Source organism: Streptomyces tropicalis (assembly GCF_029269835.1).
Classification (GTDB): domain Bacteria; phylum Actinomycetota; class Actinomycetes; order Streptomycetales; family Streptomycetaceae; genus Streptomyces; species Streptomyces tropicalis.
This window is the reverse complement of sequence record NZ_JARJBB010000005.1, coordinates 425510-449862: the sequence shown is the minus strand read 5'-3', so window position 1 is coordinate 449862 and position 24353 is coordinate 425510. Positions and strand designations below refer to the sequence as shown.

The window sequence follows — 24353 nt, the reverse complement described above, 5'->3', positions numbered from 1 at the left end:
CACTGCGGCGGGGACGGCATCCCCCCTGCCGAAGGCCCTCCCGTGACCACGACAACCGCCCCGCCCCGGGCGCGCCGCAGACCCGCGCGCCAGGCCCTCGCCCCCTACGCCTTCCTCCTGCCCTTCCTCGTCCCGTTCGTCCTGTTCACCCTGGTGCCGGTCGGCTACGCCTTCTGGCAGAGCCTGCACAAGACCGAGCGCACGGGCGGCACCTTCGGGCACACCCACTCGGTGTTCGCCGGCTTCGAGCAGTACGCCGACGTCGTGCACGAGCCGTTCTTCGGCGACAGCGTCGTACGCGTCGGCGTGTTCGCCCTGGTGCAGATACCCGTCATGCTGCTGCTCGCGCTGGTCCTGGCCCTGCTGCTGGACTCCACCGTCGCCCGGCTCAAACGCTTCTTCCGCCTGGTGTACTTCGTCCCGTACGGCATCCCGGGCGTCGTCGCGGCCGTGATGTGGGCCTTCCTCTACGACCCCCGGCTCTCACCGATCGTGGACCTGCTGAAGTCCGCCGGCACGCAGGTCGACCTGCTCGGCTCGCACCTCATCCTGTTCTCCATCGGCAACGTGGTCACGTGGACCTACACCGGCTACAACATGCTCATCCTCTACTCCGCCCTGCAGGCACTCCCGGCCGACATCGGCGAGGCGGCCCGCGTCGACGGAGCGGGCGGCTGGACGACCGCCACCCGGATCAAGATCCCGCTGATCCGGCCGGCGCTCGTGCTCACGGGCGTGTTCTCCCTCATCGGCACCTTCCAGCTGTTCACCGAACCCCAGGTCTTCCGGACCATCTCCACCAGTGTGACCAGCACCTACACGCCCAACCTGGCGGCCTACTCGCTGGCGTCGGGCGACAACTACAGCGAGGCGGCGGCACTGTCGGTGCTGCTCGCCGCCGTGACCTTCCTGCTGTCGTTCGCGTTTCTGCGCCTGACCTCCAGGAGGCAGGGATGAGCGTCCTCACCCGTGTCGAGGGAGCCCACGCCGCCACCAAGTGGGGCCGAGGCGCTCCCGGGCGGCTCTCCGTCGTGGCCGCGGTGGCCTTCATGGTCGTGGCCGCCTGCTACATGCTGCTGCCCGTCTACTGGCTGCTCGTCTCCTCCACCAAGAGCCAGGGCGACCTGGTCTCCACCCCCGGACTGCTGCCCGCCCACTGGCACCTCGGCGACAACCTCGCCGCACTGTTCGCCCAGCAGGACGGCGTCTTCGCCCGCTGGCTGCTCAACAGCCTGCTCTACGCCGGAGCGGGCGCGGCGGTCGCCACCGCTCTGGCGGCCGCGGCCGGATACGCCCTGGCCACCTACGAGTTCAGGGGACGCGAGGCGGTGTTCTCCGTCGTCCTGGGTGGTGTCCTGGTGCCCGCGTCCGCCCTCGCCCTGCCGTTGTTCCTGCTGTTCGCCCAGGTGAACGCGACCAACACCTTCTGGTCGGTGTTCCTGCCCAGCATCGTCAGCCCCTTCGGCGTCTACCTGTCCCGGATCTTCGCCACGGCCACGGTGCCGGACGAGGTGATCGAGGCGGCCCGCATGGACGGAGCCGGGGAACTGCGCATCTTCCGCACCATCGCCCTGCGCATGATGTCCCCGGCCCTGGTGACCGTCTTCCTGTTCCAGTTCGTCGTCATCTGGAACAACTTCCTCTTGCCCCTGGTCATGCTCCAGGACGACGACCTCTACCCCGTCACCCTCGGACTGTTCACCTGGCAGTCGCAGACCAGCCGGCTGCCCCAGCTGCAGACCCTGACCATCGTGGGAGCCCTGATCTCGGTCGTGCCCATCGTGCTCACCTTCCTGCTCCTGCAGCGCCACTGGCGCGCCGGGCTCGCCGCAGGGGCGGTGAAGTCGTGACCCACACCCCGGCCCACCCCCCGCCCGTGCACCCCCTGACCGCGCTCAGCCACAAGCTGGGCTCCATCGCCTACGGCGGGGACTACAACCCCGAACAGTGGCCGAGGCACGTGTGGCAGGAGGACGTCCGGCTCATGCGGGAAGCGGGCGTCAACCTCGTCACCGTCGGGGTCTTCGCCTGGTCGCGCATCCAGCCGCGACCCGGCACCTACGACTTCGGCCTGCTGGACGAGGTGCTCGACCTGCTGCACGCCCACGGCATCGCCGTGGACCTCGCCACCGCGACCGCGGCCCCGCCCCCGTGGTTCACGCATCTGCACCCGGACGCCCGGCCGGTCACCGCCTCCGGCACCCGGCTCGCCCACGGCAGCCGGCAGGTCTTCTGTCCGAGTCACCCCGCCTACGCCGAGGCGGCCGACGCCCTGGTCACCGCGCTGGCCGAGCGGTACGCGGACCATCCCGCCCTCGTCCTGTGGCACGTCCACAACGAGTTCGGCAACCACAATGCCCTGTGCTACTGCGACGTCAGCGCCGCCGCGTTCCGCACCTGGCTGGGGGAGCGCTACACGACCCTCGACACCCTCAACGAGGTGTGGGGCACCGACTTCTGGGGCCAGCGGTACGGCGACTGGGACGAGATCGAGCCGCCCCGGGACACCACCGCCTTCCGCAACCCGGGGCAGGACCTGGACTTCCGCCGCTTCTCCTCGGACGCGCTGCTGGCCCGGCACCGCGCGGAAGCCGCGCTGCTGCGCCGCCTCGCGCCCGGCATCCCCCTGACCACCAACCACCTGGGCACGCTGGAGAAGAAGGTCGACGCCCACTCCTTCGCCGCGGAGTGCGATCTCGTCTCCTTGGACCACTACCTGCCCGCGGCCGACCCGGACGGCCACATCGACCTGGCGCTCAACGCCGACCTCGCGCGGGGCATGGCCGCCGGACGCCCCTGGCTGCTCATGGAACACTCCACCTCCGCCGTCAACTGGCAACCCGTCAACGTCGCCAAGCAACCCGGGCAGATGCGCCGCAACAGCCTGACGCACCTCGCCCGCGGCGCCGACGGCGTCCTGTTCTTCCAGTGGCGGCAGTCCCGGGCGGGCGCCGAGAAATGGCACTCCGCGATGCTTCCGCACGGCGGCACGGACACCCGGATCTGGAAGGAGGTGCGCGGCCTCGGCGCGGACCTGGCCGCCCTCGGCGAGGTGACGGGGACACGGGTCGCGGCGGACGTGGCGCTGCTCTTCGACTGGCACAACTGGTGGGCACTGGAAATGGAGGCCCGCCCCTCCGGACCCATGCGCTACCTCGACACGGTCCGCGACTGGTACGAGGCCCTGTGGCGGCTGAACATCACCTGCGACGTGGTCGCGCCCGGCGCCGACCTCACGTCCTACAAGGCCGTCGTCGCACCCAACCTCTACCTGCTGTCCGACGAGCACGCGGACGCCCTCACCCGGTACGTGCGCGACGGTGGGCACCTCGCCGTCGGCTGCTTCAGCGGCGTCGTCGACGCCGGCGACCGGATCCGCCTGGGCGGCTACCCCGGCGCGCTGCGCGAGGTGCTCGGACTCCGGGTCGACGAATACCTGCCGCTGCGCCCCGGTGACACCGTGTCCCTCAGCGACGGCTCGACGGCCGGGCAGTGGGCCGAACGCGTCGAGCCGCGCGGCTGCACACCGGTGCTGCGCTTCGCCAACGGCCCCGACGGCGGCCCGGCCCCGGGCGGCCCCGCGCTCACCCGGCATGCCTACGGCGCGGGCACGAGCTGGTACGTGGCCACCCGCGCCTCGGGCGCGACGCTGCGGGAACTCGTCCTGCGACTCGGCGAGGAGGCCGGACTGCGGCCCGTCGCCGACGTGCCGGACGGGGTCGAGGCGGTCCGCCGTTCCGGCCCGGACGGCTCCTACCTCTTCCTCGTCAACCACGGCGAGGTTCCCGCCAAGGTCCTGGTCGAGGGGACCGGCCTCCTCGACGCCACAGCTGGCGGCTCCTTCACGGAGATCCCCGCGGGAGGCGTGGCCGTAGTCCTCGAGACGTCGGCCGGGCCGCGTTCCTGAACCGCGCGCCGGCGTCCACCGCGCCCGCCGCGCTCCCACCCGCCACCGAGGAGTGTCCTCATGTCCGCCACCGCGTCCTCACCGCCGCCGCCCGGAAGCGTGCAGTTCGACGAAGCCAGCAGCACCGTGATGCTGCGCACCGCCGCCTCCTGCTACGTCCTGCGCGTGGACCGTACGGAGGGCGCCGTGCGCCATGTCCACTGGGGGGCTCCCGTCCCGGCCGCCGACGCGGCGGAGCTGCCGGTGTGGACCGGCCACGACGACAGTTTCGAGGGGCGTCGCGACGGGGTGGAGGAGTACCCCGTCGACGGCGGCGCCCGGTTCGGCGTCCCGGCCCTGGAGGTCCGGTTCGCCGACGGCAGCAGCCCCGTCGAACCCCGCGTCGAGGACATTCGGATCAACGGCGGCAACCACCTGGTGATCGCCCTGCGGGACCGGTCCCGGCCTCTCGCCTGGGAGCTGCACTACCGGGTGCCGTCCGGCGGGGACGTACTCGAACGCTGGACGGAACTCACGCACACCGCCGGACCGGACGCGGAGCCGCTGCACCTGACGCGGTGTTCCTCCGCCCACTGGCCGCTGCCCCAGCGGCCCGGCTGGCGGCTGTCCTCCGTCCACGGCGGATGGTCCGCCGAGAACCGTCTGGAGCGGACGGCACTGACGGTCGGGGAGACCACACTGACCAGCCGGCGAGGCCACACCGGCCACCACGCCAACCCGTGGGTCGTGCTCGACGCCGGGCACGCCGACGAGGAACAGGGCGAGACATGGGCCACGGCGCTCGCCACCAGCGGCAGTTGGCGCCTGACGGTCCAACGCACCGCGGCCCGGCGTGCCGGTGTCGTCGCCTCGGAGGGACACGAGGGTGTCGAGATCCCCCTGGCACCCGGTCAGCGGTACGTCACCCCGATCAGCGTGGCGGTGTACGGCACCGGCGGCTTCGGCGACGTCAGCCGCGCCTTCCACGCCTACGTACGCCGGCACGTCCTGCCGCACCCGGACGAGCTCCGACCGGTGCTCTACAACTCCTGGGAGGCCACCTCCTTCGAGGTCGGCGAGGACAACCAGCGCGCGCTGGCCCGCCGCGCCGCGTCCCTGGGCGTGGAACTGTTCGTGGTCGACGACGGCTGGTTCGGCGCCCGGGACGACGACCGTGCGGGACTCGGCGACTGGATCCCGCACCGGCGGCGGTTCGCGCGCGGACTGCGACCCCTGTCCGACGAGGTGCACCGGCTGGGCATGTCGTTCGGCATATGGGTGGAGCCGGAGATGGTCAACGCCGACAGCGACCTGTTCCGCGCCCACCCCGACTGGGTGCTGCACCTGCCCGACCGCACCGCCACCGAGCTGCGCCACCAGCTGGTCCTGGACTTCTCCCGGCCGGAGGTGACCGAGTGGGCGTACGGATGGCTGCACGCGCTGGTCGGTGACAACGGCGTGGACTTCCTCAAGTGGGACTTCAACCGCTCGTTCACGGAAGCGGGCGGCCACGGCGGCCGGCCCGCCCGTCAGGTGCACGTCGAGCACGCCCGGGGGGTCCACCGGCTGCTCGACCGGTTGCGAGCCGCCTTCCCCGCGCTGCGCATCGAGGGGTGCGCGGGCGGCGGGGGGCGGATCGACCTGGGCATCCTCGGCCGTACCGACCAGGTGTGGACCTCGGACAACACCGACGCGGTGGACCGCCTGACCATCCAGCACGGCTTCAGCCAGGTGTACCCGGCGGGAGTCATGTCCGCCTGGGTGACCGACAGCCCCAACCCGCTGACGGGCCGGTCGGTCCCGCTCGCCTTCCGTTTCCACTCGGCCATGGCGGGAGTCCTGGGCATCGGGGGAGACCTGACGCGGTGGACCGGGCCGGAGATCGAGGAGGCCGCCCGGCTGGTCCAGCGGTACAAGGACATCCGTCCGCTGGTGCAGCACGGCCGCCTGGACCGCCTGCTCGCTCCCGGCGAGGGGCTGCTGGCGGCCGTCCAGTACACCGACGCCGAGGCCCGCCGTACCGCGGTGCTCGTCTGGCGATCCAGCACCTCCTTCGGCCCTGCCCACCCTCCGCTGCGGCTGCGCGGTCTGGACCCCGCTGCCCGGTACCGGGACGAGGACACCGGCGCCGAATGGTCCGGGGCCACATTGGCCGGCTACGGCCTGCCGGTGCCGGCCCTTCCGGACGGCGACTGTGCGAGCGCCCTGGTCGTACTGCACCGGACGGGGCGACCGGAATCCGAGGGCTCCCGCAGCATGAGCCCGTGGTGAACAGCGGGTGCACGTGCGGCTGCTGCGCCCCGCTCGGAGTTCCTGCTTCCCGGTTCGCGTATACCGCCCACCGCGCGGGCGGCGTCCGCGTCACGGCGGGCCGTCGACCGGCGTGGGGCGGACCGCCGTGGTGCTGAAGCGGCCGGCCCGGCGCCGCTGGTGACGACGTCCGGCGTAGCGTCCGGGAACCGGAGGTGCCGCGACGGCAGTCCCGTAGAAGAGCCGTTTGCCGGTTTCGACGAGGGCCAGGTAGCCGATGATCATGCCGATCAGCGTGGCGAAGAACGCTCCGGGAAGAGGCTGGAACCCCAGGGTGCGGGCGAGCGGGGTGGCCGGCAGCACCGCGCCGACCGTGACGACGCCGAGCGGGGCAAGGGTCAGCGGCAGGCTGGGGTGGCTGCGGAGGAACGGGATGCGCCGGGTGCGGATGGCGAAGATCAGCAGGGTCTGGGTGGCCAGTGACTCGACGAACCAGCCGGAGCGGAACTGGGCCGGACCGGAGTGGAAGACCCAGAGCATCACGCCGAAGGTGACGAAGTCGAACACCGAGCTGAGCGGCCCGAAGGAGATCATGAAGCGGCGGACGAAGGCGATGTCCCAGCGTGAGGACTTCCGCAGCCGCTCCTCGAAGATCCTGCGGCCCTCGACCTCAACCTGATCGCCTGTCACAGCGGCATGGGCGGCGGCTCGTACCCGGTATGGATCGGACGCACGACGCAGGGGAAGCCGTCGGTGAAGTCCTTGACGAGGCAATCCACTTCGGGGGTGCGCTCGAAGACGGTCATGTGCCCGCAGTCGAGTTCGACGTACCGGTACCCACCGGAGATCGGTGATGGCTCGGTCATGCCGGAGGGCGGGGAGTCCGTGGTGACCGTGATGCTGAGGCTCGGGCGACTGTCACGCTCGGTTACTATGCTCACTCCACGCCGGAGGCCGGAAGCGGGAGTCCGGAAGCAAGGGACGCAACGCCGTCGCCGAGCCGATGGGGTGGGAGAGGGCCGGCTGCCGGTCGAAGCTCCCCAGATTGTCCCCAGGGCCGATCGTGGGTGAATCCTCAGATGCGGACGGCTGAGGTTGTCCGTGAAACAAGGTGATCGACCTGTGGGGCCTGGGAAAATGTTGAGAACGGTGGTCGCAACCCGCTACATCACGCCCCTGCGTGAGGGCGGGTCGTTGCCGGGGCTCGTCGAGGGGGACGACCTCGGGACCTACGTCCTGAAGTTCACCGGTGCCGGGCAGGGGCGCAAGACGCTGGTCGCCGAGGTGGTCTGCGGGGAGCTGGCACGGCGGCTGGGCTTGCGGGTGCCGCGGCTGGCGGCCGTGGACGTCGACCCGGTACTGGGCCTGGGCGAGCCCGACGAGCAGGTGCAGGAGCTGCTGAGGGCCAGCGGCGGGGTGAACCTCGGGATGGACTTCCTCTCCGGAGCCCTCGGCTACGACCCCCTCGCGTTCCCGGTGGACGCGGAGGAGGCCGGGCGGATCGTCTGGTTCGACGCGCTGGTCAACAACGTGGACCGCTCCTGGCGCAATCCCAACCTGCTGCGCTGGCGGGGCGCGCTGTGGCTCATCGACCACGGCGCCACCATGATCTGGCACCACAACTGGCCCGGCGCCGAGGACTCCGCCGCCCGCCCCTACGACGCCTCCGACCATGTGCTCGCGCCCTTCGAGCCGGATGTCGGGGCCGCCGCCGCGCGGCTCGCGCCGCTGGTGACGGAGGAACTGCTGGCCGAGGTGACCGCCGAGATCCCGGACGCCTGGCTGACGGGCGAGCCCGGCTTCGAGCACCCGGACGACCTGCGGCGGGCCTACGCGCGGCCGCTGCTGGCGCGGGCCGCCGTCATCCACGAGCGCGTCCACGGCATCCAGGGCCACCGGGAGGCGAAGTGAACGGGCGGCACGGGCGGGCCGGCGACCGCCACATCATCCGCGGCGGCACGAGCGAGCGCCAGGTCTTCGAGTACGCGCTGCTGCGCGTCGTGCCCCGGGTCGAGCGCGGCGAGTGCATCAACGCGGGCGTGCTCGTCTACTGCCGGGCCACGGCCTACGTCGGCGCCCGGACGCATCTGGACGAGGCGCGGCTGCTCGCGCTGGATCCGGACGCCGACGTCGAAGGCGTCCGGGCCGCGCTGCGCGCGGTCGAGGGCGTGTGCGAGGGCGGCCCCGCCGCGGGGCAGGCGGCCGGCGACGACGCCGGGCGGCGCTTCCGCTGGCTGATCGCGCCCCGCTCCACGATCGTCCAGCCCGGCCCCGTGCACACCGGTCTCACCCGGGATCCGGCGGCCGAGACGGAGCGGTTGCTGGACCTCCTGGTGAGGTAATGGATCACATGCACCCGGTGCGCCGTTGACACCGGGTGCCAGGGCTTCTAGCGTCACGTCTGCTGAAGGTACTAAGCGGTCGCTCACTCGAAGGGCGTACCGTGGGAGCCGCAGACGTTCCGAAGGTGTTCCAGGCTTTCCAAGGGCGAGGAGAACCAGCAATGTCCACCACTGAGCAGCGGGTGGCCGTCGTCACCGGTGCCGCGCGCGGCATCGGCGCCGCGACCGCCGTACGACTGGCCGCCGAGGGGCGCGCGGTCGCCGTGATCGACCTCGACGAGGCCGCCTGCAAGGACACCGTGGAGAAGATCACCGCGGCCGGCGGGCGGGCCATCGCCGTCGGCGCCGACGTCTCGGACGAGGCGCAGGTCGAGGCGGCCGTCGCGCGCATCGCCGAGGAGCTCGGCGCGCCGACGATCCTGGTCAACAACGCGGGCGTGCTCCGCGACAACCTGCTGTTCAAGATGAGCGTCTCCGACTGGGACACCGTCATGAACGTGCACCTGCGCGGCTCCTTCCTGATGTCCCGCGCCTGCCAGAAGCACATGGTCGACGCCGGTTTCGGCCGCATCGTCAACCTCTCCTCGTCCTCCGCGCTCGGCAATCGCGGCCAGGTCAACTACTCCGCCGCCAAGGCCGGTCTCCAGGGCTTCACCAAGACCCTCGCCAAGGAGCTCGGCAAGTTCGGCATCACGGCCAACTCCGTGGCGCCCGGCTTCATCGCCACCGAGATGACCAAGGCCACCGCCGACCGCGTCGGCATGGGCTTCGAGGACTTCAAGGCCGCCGCCGCCACCCAGATCCCGGTGCACCGGGTCGGTGAGCCGGAGGACATCGCCAACGCGGTCGCCTTCTTCACCGGCGACGCGGCCGGCTTCGTCTCCGGCCAGGTGCTGTACGTCGCCGGCGGACCGCTCAACTGAAGCCGGGAGAAGGACACATGACTTCCGTGGAACTCTCCGGCAGGGTCGCGCTCGTCACCGGCGCCAGCCGGGGCATCGGCTACGGCATCGCCGAGGCGCTGGTGGCGCGCGGCGACCGGGTGTGCATCACCGGCCGCAACGAGGAGGCGCTGAAGGAGGCCGTCGAGCGGCTCGGCTCCGACCGGGTCATCGGCGTCGCCGGCAAGGCGCACGACGAGGCCCACCAGGCCGAGGCCGTCGAGCGGGTGATGGAGGCCTTCGGCCGCGTCGACCACCTGGTCAACAACGCCGGGACCAACCCGGTGTTCGGGCCGATCGCCGACCTCGACCTGAACGTGGCGCGCAAGGTCTTCGAGACCAACGTCGTCTCCGCGCTCGGCTTCGCCCAGCGCACCTGGCACGCCTGGCAGAAGGACAACGGCGGCACGATCGTCAACATCGCCTCGATCGCCGGCCTCGCGCCCTCGCCGTTCATCGGCGCGTACGGCGTCAGCAAGGCCGCGATGATCAACCTGACCCAGCAGCTGGCGCACGAGTTCGCGCCGAAGGTACGGGTCAACGCGATCGCCCCGGCCGTGGTGAAGACGAAGTTCGCCCAGGCCCTGTACGAGGGCCGCGAGGCGGAGGCGGCCGCCGCCTACCCGCTGGGCCGGCTCGGTGTGCCGTCCGACATCGGCGGCGCCGCCGCCTTCCTCACCTCGGAGCAGTCGGACTGGGTGACCGGCCAGACGCTCACCGTCGACGGCGGTCTCTTCCTCAACGCCGGGGTCGGCTGACCCCCTGGGTGCCGCTTCCGTTCCCGCGACGATTTCCTCGTCCCTCTTGACGGAAGCGGCATCCGTGTCCGTCCACGACCCGTGCGGGACAGGGATGACAACGTAGTCAATCACGCGCCGATCAAGACCTCGCCGGACCCGGGCCACCGGGCGGGGTGCTGCGGTATGGTCTGCCGTCCTTGGTAGGGCGGATCGAGGAGCGTGCGCGTGTTCAACCGGAACCGATGGCTGCGGCCGGCGGTGGCGATGGCGTCCATGTCCCTGGTGGCCGGATGCAGCGTCTTTTCCGACGGAAACTCCGCCGACAAGGGGCCGATCGTCGTCGGCACGACCAGCGCCCCCAGCACGCTGGACCCGGCTGCTTCCTGGGACGGCTCGTGGGAGCTGTTCCGGAACATCTACCAGACGCTGCTGGCGTATCCGAACGGAGCGACCACGCCCCAGCCGGACGCCGCCCGGAGCTGCGGCTTCACCGACAGCGCCAACACCACCTACCGGTGCTTCCTGCGGTCCGGCGCGAAGTTCTCCGACGGGGAACCGCTCGACGCGCGCGCGGTGAAGTACTCCGTGGACCGCATACGGACCATCAACGCCGCGAGCGGGCCCGCCGGACTGCTCGGCAGCCTGGACCGGGTGGACGCGGTCGGTGACACGCAGGTCGTCTTCCACCTGAACAAGCCCGACGCCACCTTCCCGTTCGTGCTGGCCACGCCGGCCCTGTCGATCGTCGACCCCAAGGAGTACCCCGCCCGCGCCCTGCGCAAGGACGGCAAGGTCTTCGGTTCCGGCCCCTACACCCTGAAGTCCTACACGGAGGGCCGGCAGGCGGAGCTGGTGAAGAACGCCGGCTACCAGGGCTTCGCCGACCGCAGAAACGATGCGGTGACGATCCGTTACTTCCAGGACTCGGCCGCGATGGTCAAGGCGCTGCGGGACAAGCAGATCGACGTCACCTACCGCGGTCTGGCCGCCGACGACATCCTCGCCCTCCAGGGCAACGACTCCAAGGACCTCCAGCTCGTCGAGGGCGCCGGCACGGACATCAGCTACCTGGTCTTCAACCCGAAGGACCCGTGGGCGAACAAGCCCGCCGTGCGCAAGGCCGTCGCCCAGGTCGTGGACCGCCCCGCCATCGCGCACAAGGTCTACAAGGACACCGTCGACCCGCTGTACTCGATGGTCCCCAGGGGTCTGACCGGCCACACCACCGGCTTCTTCGACGACTTCGGCGACCCCAGCGTCCCCAAGGCGCGCAAGATACTCACCGCCGCGGGCATCACCCGGAAGGTGCCGCTCACCCTCTGGTACACGACGGACCGCTACGGTTCCGAGACGGCCAAGGAGTTCCAGGAGCTCAAGGCCCAGCTCGACGGCTCCGGGCTGTTCTCCGTCACTCTCAGGAGCCGTCCCTGGAAGACGTACGTCGTGGGCTACCAGAAGGGCGAGTACCCGGTCTTCGGGCGCGGCTGGTTCCCCGACTTCCCCGACGCGGACAACTTCATCGCGCCCTTCGTGGGCCAGCAGAACGCACTCGGCACGCCCTACCCGGCCCCCGAGATCACCAAGCGGCTGCTTCCGGAGTCCCGCCGGGAGAGCAACCGCGCCGACGTGGTGAAGCAGTTCCAGCAGGCCCAGCAGATCCTGGTGGACGACGCCCGGCTGCTGCCGCTGTGGCAGGGCAAGCAGTACGTGGCCGCCAGCGACGACATCTCCGGCGGGGAGCGGGCGCTCGACCCGTCGACGATCATGATGATGTGGGAGCTGTCCCGGAAGACCAGCTGGTAGGCGGCGGGTTCCTCCCGGTCGGGACGGTTGTCAGTGGTCGCCTGTAGTTTCGGAGGACTGCAAGTGACCGCACATCGTGAGGACGTTGACGTGACCGACACCGCCATGCTGCCCGAGTCCTGGCGCGGCGTTCTGGGCGACGAGCTGCAGCAGCCCTATTTCAAGGAGCTGACCGGGTTCGTCGAGGAGGAGCGGGCGAAGGGTCCCGTCCACCCGCCCCGCGAGGAGGTCTTCGCGGCGCTGGACGCCACGCCGTACGACGGGGTGAAGGTCCTGATCCTCGGCCAGGACCCGTACCACGGCGAGGGGCAGGGCCACGGCCTGTGCTTCTCCGTCCGTCCCGGTGTGAAGATCCCGCCCTCGCTGCGCAACATCTACAAGGAGATGCACGAGGAACTGGGCACGGACGTCCCGGACAACGGCTATCTGATGCCCTGGGCCCGGCAGGGCGTGCTGCTGCTCAACGCGGTGCTCACCGTCCGCGGCGGCGAGGCCAACTCGCACAAGGGCCGGGGCTGGGAGAAGTTCACCGACGCGGTCATCCGGGCCGTGGCCGACCGCCCCGACCCGGTGGTCTTCGTCCTGTGGGGCAACTACGCGCAGAAGAAGCTCCCCCTGATCGACGAGTCGCGGCACGTGGTGGTCAAGGGGGCGCACCCCTCCCCGCTCTCGGCGAAGAAGTTCTTCGGATCCCGCCCCTTCACGCAGATCAACGAGGCGGTCGCCCGGCAGGGCCACGAGCCGATCGACTGGCAGATCCCGAACCTGGGCTGAGCCGGGACCCGCCCCCCGGGGGCAGGTCCCGGCTCAGCCGGGGGAGCGGACCCGATTCTTCCGGGGCCGCCTGAGCCGTATCGCGGCCCCGGGCGGCTAGCGTCGGGGGCGTCGGGTCCGGGACAGGGCTGGAGGCGCGGGTGGCGGAGCGACAGGAACGGACGGCGCCGGACGCCGTGGGGACGCGGATCGGTCAGAGCGTCCTGCTGCACCACGCCGGCGACCGCGAGGAGGCCAGGGCCCGCTTCCTCGTCCTGTGGGCGGAACTCGGCGAGGACGGCGACCCGCTGCACCGCTGCACCCTCGCCCACTACCTCGCGGACACCCAGGACGACCCGGCGGACGAACTGGCCTGGGACCTGCGGGCGCTCGCCGCGGCCGAGGAACTGGCCGGCGACCTGGCCGCCGGGCACGCGGGCGCCCCCGCGGCCCGCGCGCTCTACCCGTCCCTCCACCTCAACCTGGCCGCCGACTACGCGAAGCTCGGCCGGGCCGAAGCGGCCCACGGCCACCTGCGGCTGGCGCGCGCCGCCGCCGGGGCGCTCGGTGACGACCCGTACGGCGACGGCGTGCGCGCGGCGATCCGGCGGCTGGAGCTGCGCCTGGAGGAGGACCACGGTCCGGCGGGCGGGCCGTGGCGTCCTCCGCGCCAGCGGCCCTGACCGTTCCGTGGTCGGGTGGTTCCGCGGTCGGGCCGCCCGGCTGTCCGGCCGTCCCGCTGCCCCGCTGTGCCACTGTCCGGGCGGGCACTGCTCCCCCGCCGTCCCGCCGGGCGGCGGGAAGCGGTGCGCGATCGGGAGCGGTGCCCGGCCCGGGGCGGCCGGGGCCGGCGAGGGGCGTCCACGGCTCAGTGGCCGTAGGCCTGGCGGCAGATCCGGGACTCCGGGCTGTCCGCCTTCCAGCCGCCGTACCGGTGGCCGAGGGCGCACAGGTCGGCGTTCGGGTGTGCCGGGCCCGGACCCGCGTGGAGCGAGCCGGGCAGCCGGAAGTGCGGCGGGAGCGGGGTGTGGTGGTGCCGGGGTGCCGGTGGCGCGTCGGGGTGGTCCGGCCCGGCCCGGTGGGCGGGCCGCTCCGGTGTCCCGGTGGCCGCGGCGGGGGTGCGCGCGGTCGGCTGCGCCGGGTGCTGCGGGCCGACCCGTTCCAGGGCCTCCCGCGCGGGCGCCTGGACGGCACGTGGTTCGGCGGTACCGTCCGGCCGCGGAGCCGACGGTCCGGACGCGGCCGCCCGGATGCCGGGGGCGGGTGGCTGCTGCCGGACCGTGACACAGCCGGAGAGGGCCGAGACGGCCACGGTGATCAGAAGCGTTGAGGTGGTCGTCGTTCGATGCACCCGCGCCACTCTGCTGGTTCCGGGGCACGGGGGGAACGCGGACCGTGCGCCGCTTGACCCGCACGGGTGATCTCCCACCCCCTACGGAGGGGGTCCGGGCCTCGCGGCTGACGGCGGGGCGACGCTCCCGCTCCGCCGGCTCCACCCCGTGCGCCCCCCGGTCCCGTCAGTCCCCCGTGGTGCCGTCGAGGCACTCCCGGATCAGGTCGGCGTGGCCGTTGTGGCGCGCGTACTCCTCGATCATGTGGGTGTAGATCCAGCGCAGGCTGAACGGTTCCTCGGAGAACCGGCTCGTCCCGTGCGAGACGTCGTCGAGGGCGAAGCCCGCCGCGTGGCGCCGGGCGGCGGCGATCTCGGCCTGCCAGGTCGTGCGGGCCCCCTCCCAGGTGTCGTCCCCGGTGACGTGGAAGTCGCCGTCCGGGTCGTCCTCCCCGTAGTACAGCGGGCCGGGGTCCTCGCCGGCCAGAACCTTGCGGAACCAGGCCCGTTCGACCTCCGCCATGTGCCGCACCAGACCCATCAGGGAGAGTTTCGAGGGCGGCACGGCCGCGGTGCGCAGCTGCGCGTCGGTCAGGCCCTCGCACTTCCACGCGAGCGTCTGCCGGTGGTAGTCCAGCCAGCCCTCCAGCATGGTGCGTTCGTCGGCTCTCAGCGCGGGTTCACTGCGTTCGGTGCTCATGCCGGGTGATGCTGCCCCATCCGGCGTCCGCGGGCCACGGATTTCCCGTCGCCGACCATCCCGTGCAGCAACTCCGCGGTCCCGGCGCGTACTTCGGGCTGATCCGGCACGTGGGCGTGGCAGGTCCCGGCTCCGGACGGCCGACGTCACCCACCGGTCCGTGCGTGCCGCCCGGCTGGACCGCGTGCGCGAACCAGCCGCCCCTCCGCGACACCGCCCTCGCCACCCCGTCCGCGCCGGTGCCGGGGCTCCTGCAGCGCGGCTTCGACCCCGCCGCCGGCCGGCGGCCGCCGCAGCCGCCGTATGCTGCCGTGCAGGCGGGCACAGGCATTCAGTGAGGGAGCGCTCGTGAAGGTCGGCTGCATCGGACTCGGCGACATCGCGCAGAAGGCGTACCTGCCGGTGCTCGGCACCCGGCCCGGGATCGACCTCCACCTGCACACCCGCACCCCCGCGACCCTCGACCGCACCGCCGACGCGCTCCACCTGCCGGCCGGCCGCCGCCACCCGACCCTGGACGGTCTGCTCGCCGAGGGCCTCGACGCGGCCTTCGTGCACGCCCCCACCGCCGCCCACCCGGAGATCGTGACCCGGCTGCTCGAGGCCGGCGTACCGACGTACGTCGACAAGCCGCTCGCCTACCGGCTGGAGCAGTCGGCGCGGCTGGTGGCGCTCGCCGAGGAGCGCGGCGTCGGCCTCGCCGTCGGCTTCAACCGGCGCCACGCCCCCGGGTACGTACAGTGCGCCGAGCACCCGCGCGACCTGATCATCCTGCAGAAGAACCGCGTCGGCCTGCCCGAGGACCCGCGGACGATGATCCTCGACGACTTCATCCACGTCGTGGACACCCTGCGGTTCCTGGTGCCCGGTCCGGTCGACGACGTGACCGTGCGCGGCCGCCTGCGCGACGGTCTGCTGCACCACGTCGTGCTGCAGCTCGCCGGGGACGGGTTCACGGCGCTCGGCGTGATGAACCGGCTCAGCGGCTCCGCGGAGGAGGTCCTCGAGATCTCCGGGCAGGACAGCAAGCGCCAGGTGGTCAACCTCGCGGAGACCGTCGACCACAAGGGGCAGCCGACCGTGCGCCGGCGCGGCGACTGGGTGCCGGTCGCCCGGCAGCGGGGCATCGAGCAGGCCGTGCTGTCCTTCCTCGACGCGGTGAGCGCCGGACGAGTGCTCAGCGCCCGGGACGCGCTGGAGACGCACGAACTGTGCGAGCGGGTCGTACGAACGCTTCTTCCCGAGCCGCCCGGCGCGGCCTGAGCGACCGCGCGCCCTCCACCGCGCCCGTGGCGGCGAGCACGAACAGGGCGGCGAACACCGGCCAGTCCCCGAACCGGACGAACGGAGTCGTCCCGCGGGCCGTCGGCACGTCGTACACCCGGGCCGTACTGGCCCCGGTGCCCAGCCACGGGCCGATCCGCTGCCCGTCCGGACCGTAGACCGCGGAGACGCCGGTGAGCGTGGCGTGCACCATCGAACGCCCGGTCTCGGCCGCCCGCAGCGCGGCGAGCGAGGCGTGCTGCTCCGGGGCCCAGCTGTGCTGGAACGTGGAGGTCGAGGACTGCGCGAGCAGCACCCCGGCGCCGTCCCGCGCCAGATTCCGGCTCATGTCCGGGAAGGCCGTCTCGAAGCAGACCAGGGGGCCGATCCGCAGGCCGTGGCCGACGTCCATCACCACCTGCTCCGTGCCCCGCCTGCGGTCCTCGGCCGCCGCCTTGCCCACCGAGGTCGCCCAGCCCAGCAGCGAGCGCGCCGGGATGTACTCGCCGAAGGGGACCAGCCGCATCTTGTCGTAGCGCTCGCCGGTCGGGCCGTCCGGGCCGACCAGCACCGAGCTCTTGTAGATACCGGGCCGGTCGGAGCGCCGGGCGTCGACGTTGACCAGGACGTCCGAGCCGGTCTCCCGGGACAGTGCCGCGATCCGCCGCGCCAGGTCCGGCCGCTGGCCCAGGTCGAAGCCGACGCTGCTCTCGCCCCACACGATCAGGTCGACACGGCGCCCGGCCAGAGCACGGGTCAGCTGCTCCTCGCGGTCGAAGCGCCGCAGTCCGCTGTCCGTGCCCCCTATGAGGCCGGGCTGCACCACCGCGATGCGCACCTGTCCGTCGGTCTGCGGGCGCGGCGCCCAGACCCACGCGCCGGAGGTCACCGCGGCGGTGGCCACCAGGCCGGCCACCGCCGGGACCCGGGCGGCGCGCACCGACACCAGCAGGGTGACCGCCACGTTCAGCGCCACCACCAGGAAGCTGAGCAGCCACACCCCGCCGACGGACGCCAGCCGCAGCGCCGGGGCCACCTGCCACTGGCTCGCGCCGAGCATGCCCCACGGCCCGCCCAGCCCCTGCCAGGACCGCACGAGCTCGATCGCCAGCCAGCCCGACGGCACGACGACGAGGGCGGCGGCGCCCCGTCCCGCGGATGGCGAACCGGCGAGGAATCGGCGCACGAGTGCGCCCCAGGGCGCCCACAGCACCCCCAGCAGGCCCGCTATGAGGACGGTGAAGACGTGCAGCTCGGGCAGCAGCCAGTGGTGCACGGCCAGCATGAAGCCCAGGCCGCCCGCCCAGCCGTCGGCTGCGGCCCGCCGCCCGGTCGGAGCCGAGCGGACGAGCAGCATCCAGGGCACCAGGGCGACGTACGCGAACCACCACAGGGACGGCGCCGGGAAGGCGAAGACGGGCAGCGTCCCCGCGAGCGCGGCCGTGAGCGAGCGCCGCCAGGGGGAGACCAGCCACCTGCCGAACGACGTCCTCATACGGCGTCCTCCTCCCGCGTGGTGGTTCCAGTGTGCGCGCTGCGGGCGATCTAGGACAGAGGGCCTCGTCCACCGCCCGCCGCGGCTGCCGCGCTGCCGATCCCGCCTAGGGTGATCACAGAGCAAGCGCCGGGTCGGTACAGCGGAGGTCGTCATGAAGCGTCTCGTCACGGTCGTCACCGGGGGCAGCCGGGGCATCGGGGCCGCCGTCTGCCGCCGGCTCGCGGCCGACGGCCACGACGTGGTCGTGGGCTACCTCCGGGACGCCGGGGCCGCCGAGGCGGTGGCGGACGAGGTGCTCGGCGCCGGGGCGCGCAGCCTCGCCCTGCGCGCGGACACCTCGGTGGAGGAGGACGTCGACCGCCTCTTCGCCCTCGCCGAGGAGCGGCTGGGTCCCGTCACCGGGCTGGTCAACAACGCGGGGGTGACCGGCCCGCTGGGCCGCCTCGCGGACACCGCCACCGCGGACCTGCGGCAGGTGCTGGACGTCAACCTCCTGGGCACGCTGCTCTGTTCGCGCCGCGCCGCCCAGCTCATGGCCCCCCGGGGCAGCGGTGTGATCGTCAACGTGTCGTCCGCCGCGGCCACACTCGGCAGCCCCGGGGAGTACGTCCACTACGCGGCGGCCAAGGCCGGGGTGGACGCCCTGACCCTGGGCCTCGCCAGGGAACTCGGACCGGACGGCATCCGCGTCAACGCGGTCGCACCCGGCGTGATCGACACCGAGATCCACGCGGCGGCGGGCGATCCCGAGCGGGCCGCACGCGCCGCGGCGGCCATCCCGCTGCGCCGCCCCGGCCGGGCCGAGGAGATCGCCGCCGCGGTCGCCTGGCTGATGTCGCCGGACGCCTCCTACGCGGCGGGTGCGGTGCTGCGGGTGTCCGGCGGGCGGTGAGCCCGCAGGGGCGGGTCGGGAGCGGCTCGGCGGCCGCATCGCCGGTGGCCGGAAACCGTCAGGCCGCCTCGATGATCCCGCCCCGGATCGCGGCGGCCCACTCGACCACCAACAGCTCGTACTCCGCACGCTCCTGAGCTGTCAGAGAACCGCCCGAGCGCAGCCACAGGGCCCGGATCTGCTCGTTCAGCTCGGCGGCGGACCGCACGGAACCACGGGCCACGGATTCGGGGAACATGGCCACAAGCCTAGGGGCAAGCACTGACACTGCGCTACCGGACGGCTACGGGAACCGTATCGAGTCGGCCACATACCGGCCGTGCGCACCCCCGAGCGGACGGATCGCGCCCGGGTCGCGGCGCCGACCGGCCCACCGGCGCGGCCGCTCCCCTCCGACGCCCCTCAACTGTGCTCTCCCCGGCGGCAGTACGGCGACCGGCACGTCCGCCGGGACGGTGCAGCGGTCAGGGGCGGGCCAGACGGTGGCGCCTGCGCCAGGCGATTGCGGTCCCGGCCACCGCCGGAACCGCGATCGACACCATCGCGATCACGAAGGCCGGAGAGGTGGGCGCCGACGCGCGCGCACCGGCCACCGCGTAGGCCGCCGTGTTGGGCACCGACCCGAGCGCGGTCGCCAGCAGGAAGGCACGCCAGCCCATGCGGGAGACGGCCGCGCAGTAGTTCGCGGCCCAGAAGGGCACCCCCGGGAACAGCCGCGCCGCCATCATGGACCGGAAGCCGTGCCGGCTGAGCTGGCCGTCCGCCGCCGTCATCCACCGTCCGCGCAGGAGCCGCCGCAACGCGTCCTGACCGAGCAGGCGCCCGAGTCCGAACGCCAGCCCGGCGCCGAACACCGTGCCGGCCAGCGCCGCCGTCAGGCCCAGCCACGAGCCGAACAGCGCGCCCGCCGCCAGGTTCAGCAGCGGACGCGGCACGAACGCCACGGTGCACAGGCCGTAGGCGGCCGCGAACACCGCCGCCGCGGCCGCGCCCCCGAGCCGCGGCGGCCAGCCGCGCTCCAGGAGTTGCTGCGGCTCGAAGAACAGCACGGACGTCCCGGCCGCCGCGAGCAGCACGACCAGCAGCGCCAGGCGCGCCCATGGGGACAGCAGCACGCGCACGCCCCGGGCGCGCGGGAGCACGGCAGCCGCGGGCGGCAGCGGATCCGGTGACGCGGCGACGGCGAGCGGGCGCTCCGCGGCGACGGTCACGCGGGGCTCCGCGGCCACGGTGACCGGGGGTTCCTCGGCATCGGGCGGGGGAGCGACCGTGGCGGTGCCCCCGGGGCTGGTGGTGGCGTCGGGCATCCGGCGACACTAACCGACGGGCGGGTGTGATCGCCGTATGGTTCGTCCCATGAGCGTCACAGGCCACGGCTCCCCGGCGGCGCCCCGCAGCGCCCTCGCCGACGCGGTGCTGGAGCGGCTGACCGAGGCCTACGGCGGCGCGGCCGACCCGGAACGGGCCCGGTCCATGGCGGCGTACATGAAGGGCGTCGCCCCCTTCCTCGGGCTGACCACACCGGTGCGCCGCGCCCTGTCCCGGGAGGTGCTCGCGGGCACGCCCCGCCCGCAGGAGGCCGACTGCACGGCCGTCGCCCTGCGCTGCTGGCAGCGGCCCGAGCGCGAGTACCACTACTTCGCCGTCGACTACCTGCGCCGCCACGCCGGCCGCTGCTCGTCCGGGTTCCTCCCCGTGGCCCGGCACCTGATCACCACCGTCTCCTGGTGGGACACGGTGGACCCGCTCGCGGCACACGTGGTCGGCGCCCTCGTCGCGGCCGACCCGCACCTCGCCGCGGACATGGACGAGTGGAGCGCCGACGCCGACCTGTGGATCGCCCGCGCGGCCCTGCTGCACCAGCTCCGCTCCAAGGAACGCACCGACACCGAGCGGCTGTTCACCTACTGCCTGCGACAGTCCGGGCACCCCGACTTCTTCGTCCGCAAGGCGATCGGCTGGTGCCTGCGCGAGTACGCCAAGACCGACGCGGAGGCCGTACGGGCCTTCCTGGCCCGGGAGCGCGGCCGGTTCGCGCCGCTGTCCGTGCGGGAGGCGCTGAAGAACGTCGGGGCCTGACGCACGGCCGTGCAGCACGCGCGGACCGAACGCGCCCACCGGGGAAAACCGTTCGACGCGCGGTGCCGCGTCCGACATGATCGGCCCATGTTCCGGTACGCCTTCCACCTCGCCGCATCCGCCGCCGCGGATGCACCGAAGGCTGCCGTCAGGATCCTCGTCGCAAGCGTCGACGGCGCCCGAAGCTGACCCTCCCCGGATCGTCCGGCGGACCCCGCAGGGGGAGGGTCGGGACGTCCTGGGGGTCCCCGTCCCGGCCGCGCGAACCCCGCCCCGCCGGGGCCTCATCCGGCACCGCTCGACGACACCTCGAGGTACAGCCATGCCCAAGACGGCGTACATCCGCACCAAACCGCACCTGAACATCGGCACGATGGGCCACGTGGACCACGGCAAGACCACCCTGACCGCCGCCATCACCAAGGTCCTCGCCGAGCGCGGCGGCGGCACCTACGTGCCCTTCGACCGCATCGACCGTGCCCCGGAGGAGGCCGCGCGCGGCATCACCATCAACATCGCGCACGTCGAGTACGAGACCGACACCCGCCACTACGCGCACGTCGACATGCCCGGCCACGCCGACTACGTCAAGAACATGGTCACCGGGGCCGCGCAGCTCGACGGGGCGATCCTGGTGGTCTCCGCGCTCGACGGGATCATGCCGCAGACGGCCGAGCACGTCCTGCTCGCCCGCCAGGTCGGCGTGGACCACATCGTCGTCGCCCTCAACAAGGCCGACGCGGGCGACGAGGAGCTGAACGACCTCGTCGAACTGGAGGTCCGCGACCTGCTGTCCTCGCACGGCTACGGCGGCCGCTCCGTCCCCGTGGTCCGGGTCTCCGGTCTCCGCGCCCTGGAGGGCGACCCGCGGTGGACGGCGTCGGTCGAGGCGCTGCTCGACGCGGTGGACACCTACGTGCCCGTGCCTGAGCGGTATCTCGACGCGCCGTTCCTGCTCCCGGTGGAGAACGTGCTCACCATCACCGGCCGGGGCACCGTGGTCACCGGCGCGGTCGAGCGCGGCACCGTCCGCGTCGGCGACCGGGTCGAGGTGCTCGGCGCGGACACCGAGACCGTGGTCACGGGGGTGGAGACCTTCGGCAGGCCCATGGAGGAGGCGCAGGCCGGGGACAACGTGGCCCTGCTGCTCCGCGGCGTCCCGCGCGGCGCGGTCCGCCGCGGCCACGTCGTCGCCGCGCCCGGCAGCGTGGCGCCCCGGCGGCGCTTCACCGCGCAGGTGTACGTCCTGTCGGCGCGGGAGGGCGGCCGGACCACCCCCCTGGCCACGGGCTACCGGCCGCAGTTCTACCTCCGCACCGCGGACGTGGTCGGCGACGTCGACCTCGGCGAGCAGGGCGTCGCCCGGCCCGGGGACACCGTGACCATGACGGTGGAACTCGGCCGCGAGACACCTCTGGAGCCGGGCCTCGGCTTCGCGATCCGCGAGGGCGGCCGCACGGTGGGCGCGGGCACGGTGACGACGGTCGAGTAGCCGGCGGCTCCACGCCGGAGGAGCCCGGCACGGCGGACGCCGGACATCCGAACCGCGGGGGCGCGTGCCCCGGTGCCCAGGCCCCGGGACGCGCGCCCCAGGCCGTGCGTCCCGGGCGGGCGTGCGCCCCAGGTCGTGCGCCCCGGCGGGCCGTGCGGCGTGGCGGCGCCACGCCCCCCGCCCCGTCCCCGGGACCGCAGACGGCGCGGGGGGCGTGTCCCGGCGGGCGATGAGGCCCGGTCATGCCGCGGGCCCGCCCCCGTGGCCGGGACCACGGGCGGCGACGTGGGCGGACCCGCGGTGCCGGGGCGCCCAGGACGGGCGTCGACGGTCCGCGGGCGCGGGCGGTGCACGGGTTCCGTCGCCGCACGGGCACCAGCGGTCCACCGGCCGTGCGGCCCGGCCCCGGCGGACCACCGCTCAGGCGGGTCGCCGCGTCCGCCCCGTTCCCGGTGGATGGCGGACGCGGCCCGGCCCCGCGAGACAGGGCCGACGGCGGGCGGGCCGCTCGGCAGGACGGGGCGGGCGGACTCCGTCCACCCGGCGTCGTACGGGGCCGGCGCGCGTGGCCGCCGGGCCGCGACCACCGGGCCATGACCGGTGGGCCGAGGTGCGCGGGGCCCGGACCGGCGGGACGGGGTGGGATCGGGCGGACCGGCACAATGGGGGAGTGACCGAGTCGATACCCGTGTCGCGTTCCGTCGATCACGGGACCGCGAAGCTGATGCCCGACGTGGACCGGCCGCGGGCCTGGCTGCTGACGGTGGACGGGGCGCCGCAGTCCTACGTCGACCTGGACGCGCCCGCCCACCTCGAGTTCGAGTACGCCCGCCGGCTCGGGCACGTCCTGGACACGGCCGCCGAACCGGGGCGCCCGCTGGACGTGCTGCACCTCGGCGGAGGAGCGCTCACCCTGCCGCGCTACGTCGCCGAGACCCGCCCCGGCTCCCGGCAGGACGTCGTCGAGGCCGACCGGGGCCTGCTGGAACTGGTCGCCGAGCACCTGCCGTTGGCGGACGGCGCCGGGATCGCGGTGCACGCGGCCGACGCGCGCACCTGGCTGGAGGCGGCCCCCGCGGACTCGGCGGACGCCCTGGTCGCCGACGTCTTCGGCGGCTCCCGGATCCCGGCCCACCTCACCTCGCTCGGCTACGCCCGCGCCGCGGAGCGCGTGCTGCGCCCGGACGGCGTCTATCTCGCCAACCTGGCGGACGCCGCGCCCTTCGCCTTCCTGCGCTCCCAGATCGCCACGTTCGCGGCGCTGTTCGAGGAGACCGCGGTGATCGCGGAGCCCGGCGTGCTGCGCGGCCGCCGGTTCGGCAACGCGGTGCTCGTCGCCGCGCACCGGCCCCTCGACCTGGCGGCCCTGGCCCGGCGCGCCGCCTCGGACGCCTTCCCGGCGCGCGTGACGCACGGCGCCGCGCTGCGCGCGTTCACCGCCGGCGCGGAACCGGTGCGGGACGAGACCGCCGTGCCCTCACCCGAGCCGCCCGACGGAGCCTTCGGCATCGGCTGACCCCCGCCGCCGTGCCGCCGCCCGCCGGCCCCTGCTGCCCCCGTCCCGTCCCGCCGCGCCGCGTCAGGTTGCGCACACCCGGGGCGCACAGCACCGCCGCGGTGACCACGACGACCGCCTGGGTCGTTGCCGCTCTCGGGCGGTGGCGGACGACCACCATCGGGCCGGCCCAACCGCACGACGCCGCGTGGAGGGCCCGGCACAGGTGGCGGGGTGGGCGGCGCCCCCTGGGCCGGGTCCGCGCGGCCGCCGTCACTGCGAGGCAGCCGTGAGCCGACCGGTGATCTTCGCCAGAGCATGGTCGGCAGGGTGCCGTTTGATGAGCCCTTCGCGACCTGCGGCGCGGAGCTCCACCACCGCGACGTCTTCCGGTCCTGCGGCGACCACAGCGGTCACCACGGTGGGGTTCAGGCCCCCCATCCCTACGCCGACCATCGCCCGTACGGCGATGCTCCCGTCGTCTCGGGCCTCCGCGCCCACCAGATCCCCCGCACCGGCCATGGCCGCGTGGACCAGCCGGGAGACTGCCGTCACCGTCCCGGAAAGCTCGACGACAGTGGTACTGACGTCCTTCTTCGTCCATGTGAAGCCGCGCGCGGCTCCACGAGCGCCGCCCCTCGCCCCGGCTCTGCCCAATCCGTGAGTTCCGGTCGCCGCCCCTCCGGCGGCAGCTCCTATCGAGCCGCCCCTCGCGCCGAGTTGCATCATCGCGGCGAGCAGGAGCTCGTCCTCACCGGCCTCATCGAACACGCCCGCCTCCTCAGCACCGACAAGTCATCGCGCCACGACCGGAGTCACCCGGTCCTATCACCGGCCGGGAGCCTCCTCCAGCGCTCCGACCACATGGGTTCGCCGTCCGGAGGCGTCG

Annotated in this window: 24 protein-coding genes; 16 read left to right on the top strand and 8 right to left on the bottom strand. The window is 73.4% G+C overall.

All coding sequences use genetic code 11. The features are described from left to right. Positions 1-42: 42 nt before the first annotated feature. From P3H78_RS13550 to P3H78_RS13535, 4 genes are read left to right on the top strand one after another with little or no spacing between them, the layout of a single operon-like run. Positions 43-957, top strand: coding sequence for a carbohydrate ABC transporter permease (locus tag P3H78_RS13550; protein WP_276109180.1), 915 nt, complete (start codon positions 43-45; stop codon positions 955-957). Then, positions 954-1850: a carbohydrate ABC transporter permease gene (locus tag P3H78_RS13545; protein ID WP_276109179.1), complete on the top strand. Its 897-nt coding sequence runs from the start codon at positions 954-956 to the stop codon at positions 1848-1850. Before P3H78_RS13550 ends, P3H78_RS13545 begins: the two co-directional genes overlap by 4 nt. Further along, positions 1847-3907, top strand: coding sequence for a beta-galactosidase (locus P3H78_RS13540; RefSeq protein WP_276109178.1), 2061 nt, complete (start codon positions 1847-1849; stop codon positions 3905-3907). The genes P3H78_RS13545 and P3H78_RS13540 overlap by 4 nt, the downstream gene beginning before the upstream one ends. Before the next feature lie 60 nt (positions 3908-3967). Next, complete coding sequence (locus P3H78_RS13535) at positions 3968-6157, top strand: alpha-galactosidase (RefSeq protein ID WP_276109177.1); 2190 nt, start codon at positions 3968-3970, stop codon at positions 6155-6157. A 90-nt stretch (positions 6158-6247) separates the two neighbouring features. Here P3H78_RS13535 and P3H78_RS13530 read toward each other — a convergent pair whose 3' ends face one another. Continuing rightward, positions 6248-6826, bottom strand: coding sequence for a cation transporting ATPase C-terminal domain-containing protein (locus P3H78_RS13530; RefSeq protein WP_276109176.1), 579 nt, complete (start codon positions 6824-6826; stop codon positions 6248-6250). Next, the gene (locus tag P3H78_RS13525) at positions 6823-7002 is read right to left on the bottom strand and encodes a hypothetical protein (protein ID WP_276109175.1); all 180 of its coding nucleotides are present in this window, start codon (positions 7000-7002) and stop codon (positions 6823-6825) included. The genes P3H78_RS13530 and P3H78_RS13525 overlap by 4 nt, the downstream gene beginning before the upstream one ends. A gap of 271 nt (positions 7003-7273) precedes the next feature. On the opposite strand from P3H78_RS13525, the gene P3H78_RS13520 reads away from it, so the two are divergent. The 7 genes from P3H78_RS13520 to P3H78_RS13490 all read left to right on the top strand — a co-directional run bounded on the left by P3H78_RS13520 (position 7274) and on the right by P3H78_RS13490 (position 13398). Beyond that, positions 7274-8047: a HipA family kinase gene (locus P3H78_RS13520; protein WP_276109174.1), complete on the top strand. Its 774-nt coding sequence runs from the start codon at positions 7274-7276 to the stop codon at positions 8045-8047. Further along, the gene (locus tag P3H78_RS13515; protein ID WP_276109173.1) at positions 8044-8478 is read left to right on the top strand and encodes a DUF3037 domain-containing protein; all 435 of its coding nucleotides are present in this window, start codon (positions 8044-8046) and stop codon (positions 8476-8478) included. Before P3H78_RS13520 ends, P3H78_RS13515 begins: the two co-directional genes overlap by 4 nt. 161 nt (positions 8479-8639) lie before the next feature. After that, a complete protein-coding gene (gene fabG / locus P3H78_RS13510) occupies positions 8640-9401 on the top strand; it encodes a 3-oxoacyl-ACP reductase FabG (RefSeq protein WP_276109172.1) in 762 nt (253 codons plus the stop codon). Between the two features lie 17 nt (positions 9402-9418). After that, a complete protein-coding gene (locus tag P3H78_RS13505; RefSeq protein ID WP_276109171.1) occupies positions 9419-10177 on the top strand; it encodes an SDR family oxidoreductase in 759 nt (252 codons plus the stop codon). Positions 10178-10384: 207 nt separating this feature from the next. Then, positions 10385-11962: an ABC transporter substrate-binding protein gene (locus P3H78_RS13500; protein WP_276109170.1), complete on the top strand. Its 1578-nt coding sequence runs from the start codon at positions 10385-10387 to the stop codon at positions 11960-11962. A 90-nt stretch (positions 11963-12052) separates the two neighbouring features. Continuing rightward, complete coding sequence (locus P3H78_RS13495; protein ID WP_276109169.1) at positions 12053-12736, top strand: uracil-DNA glycosylase; 684 nt, start codon at positions 12053-12055, stop codon at positions 12734-12736. A 140-nt stretch (positions 12737-12876) separates the two neighbouring features. After that, a complete protein-coding gene (locus P3H78_RS13490; RefSeq protein WP_276109168.1) occupies positions 12877-13398 on the top strand; it encodes a hypothetical protein in 522 nt (173 codons plus the stop codon). A 185-nt stretch (positions 13399-13583) separates the two neighbouring features. Here P3H78_RS13490 and P3H78_RS13485 read toward each other — a convergent pair whose 3' ends face one another. Continuing rightward, positions 13584-14066: a hypothetical protein gene (locus tag P3H78_RS13485; protein WP_276109167.1), complete on the bottom strand. Its 483-nt coding sequence runs from the start codon at positions 14064-14066 to the stop codon at positions 13584-13586. A 166-nt stretch (positions 14067-14232) separates the two neighbouring features. Next, positions 14233-14745 carry a DinB family protein gene (locus tag P3H78_RS13480; protein ID WP_276109166.1) on the bottom strand — a complete coding sequence of 171 codons (513 nt, stop codon included), beginning with the start codon at positions 14743-14745 and terminating at the stop codon, positions 14233-14235. Positions 14746-15093: 348 nt separating this feature from the next. On the opposite strand from P3H78_RS13480, the gene P3H78_RS13475 reads away from it, so the two are divergent. Next, positions 15094-16008 carry a Gfo/Idh/MocA family protein gene (locus tag P3H78_RS13475; protein WP_276109165.1) on the top strand — a complete coding sequence of 305 codons (915 nt, stop codon included), beginning with the start codon at positions 15094-15096 and terminating at the stop codon, positions 16006-16008. On the opposite strand, the gene lnt is transcribed toward P3H78_RS13475, so the two are convergent. Then, the gene (lnt, locus tag P3H78_RS13470; RefSeq protein WP_276109164.1) at positions 15923-17503 is read right to left on the bottom strand and encodes an apolipoprotein N-acyltransferase; all 1581 of its coding nucleotides are present in this window, start codon (positions 17501-17503) and stop codon (positions 15923-15925) included. The genes P3H78_RS13475 and lnt overlap by 86 nt on opposite strands. 154 nt (positions 17504-17657) lie before the next feature. Here lnt and P3H78_RS13465 point away from each other — a divergent pair, with 154 nt between their 5' ends. Continuing rightward, positions 17658-18398, top strand: a complete 741-nt coding sequence (locus tag P3H78_RS13465) for an SDR family NAD(P)-dependent oxidoreductase (protein ID WP_276109163.1) — start codon at positions 17658-17660, stop codon at positions 18396-18398. Between the two features lie 58 nt (positions 18399-18456). On the opposite strand, the gene P3H78_RS13460 is transcribed toward P3H78_RS13465, so the two are convergent. Together P3H78_RS13460 and P3H78_RS13455 are read right to left on the bottom strand one after the other, a co-directional pair. Beyond that, positions 18457-18636: a hypothetical protein gene (locus P3H78_RS13460; RefSeq protein ID WP_276109162.1), complete on the bottom strand. Its 180-nt coding sequence runs from the start codon at positions 18634-18636 to the stop codon at positions 18457-18459. A gap of 226 nt (positions 18637-18862) precedes the next feature. Beyond that, positions 18863-19705 (bottom strand): TVP38/TMEM64 family protein, encoded by an 843-nt coding sequence (locus P3H78_RS13455; protein ID WP_276109161.1) that lies wholly within the window; start codon positions 19703-19705, stop codon positions 18863-18865. A 49-nt stretch (positions 19706-19754) separates the two neighbouring features. On the opposite strand from P3H78_RS13455, the gene P3H78_RS13450 reads away from it, so the two are divergent. From P3H78_RS13450 to P3H78_RS13440, 3 genes are all read left to right on the top strand, one after another. Continuing rightward, the gene (locus P3H78_RS13450) at positions 19755-20477 is read left to right on the top strand and encodes a DNA alkylation repair protein (RefSeq protein WP_276109160.1); all 723 of its coding nucleotides are present in this window, start codon (positions 19755-19757) and stop codon (positions 20475-20477) included. A gap of 322 nt (positions 20478-20799) precedes the next feature. Then, positions 20800-21969 (top strand): elongation factor Tu, encoded by a 1170-nt coding sequence (gene tuf / locus P3H78_RS13445; protein WP_276109159.1) that lies wholly within the window; start codon positions 20800-20802, stop codon positions 21967-21969. 670 nt (positions 21970-22639) lie between these two features. Beyond that, entirely contained in the window at positions 22640-23485 is an 846-nt protein-coding gene (locus tag P3H78_RS13440; RefSeq protein WP_276109158.1) for a spermidine synthase, read from the top strand. A gap of 252 nt (positions 23486-23737) precedes the next feature. Here the strand turns inward: P3H78_RS13440 and P3H78_RS13435 are convergent, their stop codons facing one another. Continuing rightward, on the bottom strand, positions 23738-24235 hold the full coding sequence (locus P3H78_RS13435; RefSeq protein ID WP_276109157.1) for a hypothetical protein: 498 nt from the start codon (positions 24233-24235) through the stop codon (positions 23738-23740). Positions 24236-24353 lie beyond the last annotated feature (118 nt).

Excerpts from the sequence above, each read along its gene's own strand:
- tuf (WP_276109159.1), top strand. The coding sequence starts at position 20,800 with ATGCCCAAGACGGCGTACATCCGCACCAAACCGCACCTGAACATCGGC.
- P3H78_RS13525 (WP_276109175.1), bottom strand. The coding sequence starts at position 7,002 with ATGACCGAGCCATCACCGATCTCCGGTGGGTACCGGTACGTCGAACTC.
- P3H78_RS13480 (WP_276109166.1), bottom strand. The coding sequence starts at position 14,745 with ATGAGCACCGAACGCAGTGAACCCGCGCTGAGAGCCGACGAACGCACC.
- lnt (WP_276109164.1), bottom strand. The coding sequence starts at position 17,503 with ATGAGGACGTCGTTCGGCAGGTGGCTGGTCTCCCCCTGGCGGCGCTCG.
- P3H78_RS13460 (WP_276109162.1), bottom strand. The coding sequence starts at position 18,636 with ATGTTCCCCGAATCCGTGGCCCGTGGTTCCGTGCGGTCCGCCGCCGAG.
- P3H78_RS13465 (WP_276109163.1), top strand. The coding sequence starts at position 17,658 with ATGAAGCGTCTCGTCACGGTCGTCACCGGGGGCAGCCGGGGCATCGGG.
- P3H78_RS13520 (WP_276109174.1), top strand. The coding sequence starts at position 7,274 with ATGTTGAGAACGGTGGTCGCAACCCGCTACATCACGCCCCTGCGTGAG.
- P3H78_RS13505 (WP_276109171.1), top strand. The coding sequence starts at position 9,419 with ATGACTTCCGTGGAACTCTCCGGCAGGGTCGCGCTCGTCACCGGCGCC.
- P3H78_RS13450 (WP_276109160.1), top strand. The coding sequence starts at position 19,755 with ATGAGCGTCACAGGCCACGGCTCCCCGGCGGCGCCCCGCAGCGCCCTC.
- P3H78_RS13545 (WP_276109179.1), top strand. The coding sequence starts at position 954 with ATGAGCGTCCTCACCCGTGTCGAGGGAGCCCACGCCGCCACCAAGTGG.
- fabG (WP_276109172.1), top strand. The coding sequence starts at position 8,640 with ATGTCCACCACTGAGCAGCGGGTGGCCGTCGTCACCGGTGCCGCGCGC.
- P3H78_RS13455 (WP_276109161.1), bottom strand. The coding sequence starts at position 19,705 with ATGCCCGACGCCACCACCAGCCCCGGGGGCACCGCCACGGTCGCTCCC.
- P3H78_RS13535 (WP_276109177.1), top strand. The coding sequence starts at position 3,968 with ATGTCCGCCACCGCGTCCTCACCGCCGCCGCCCGGAAGCGTGCAGTTC.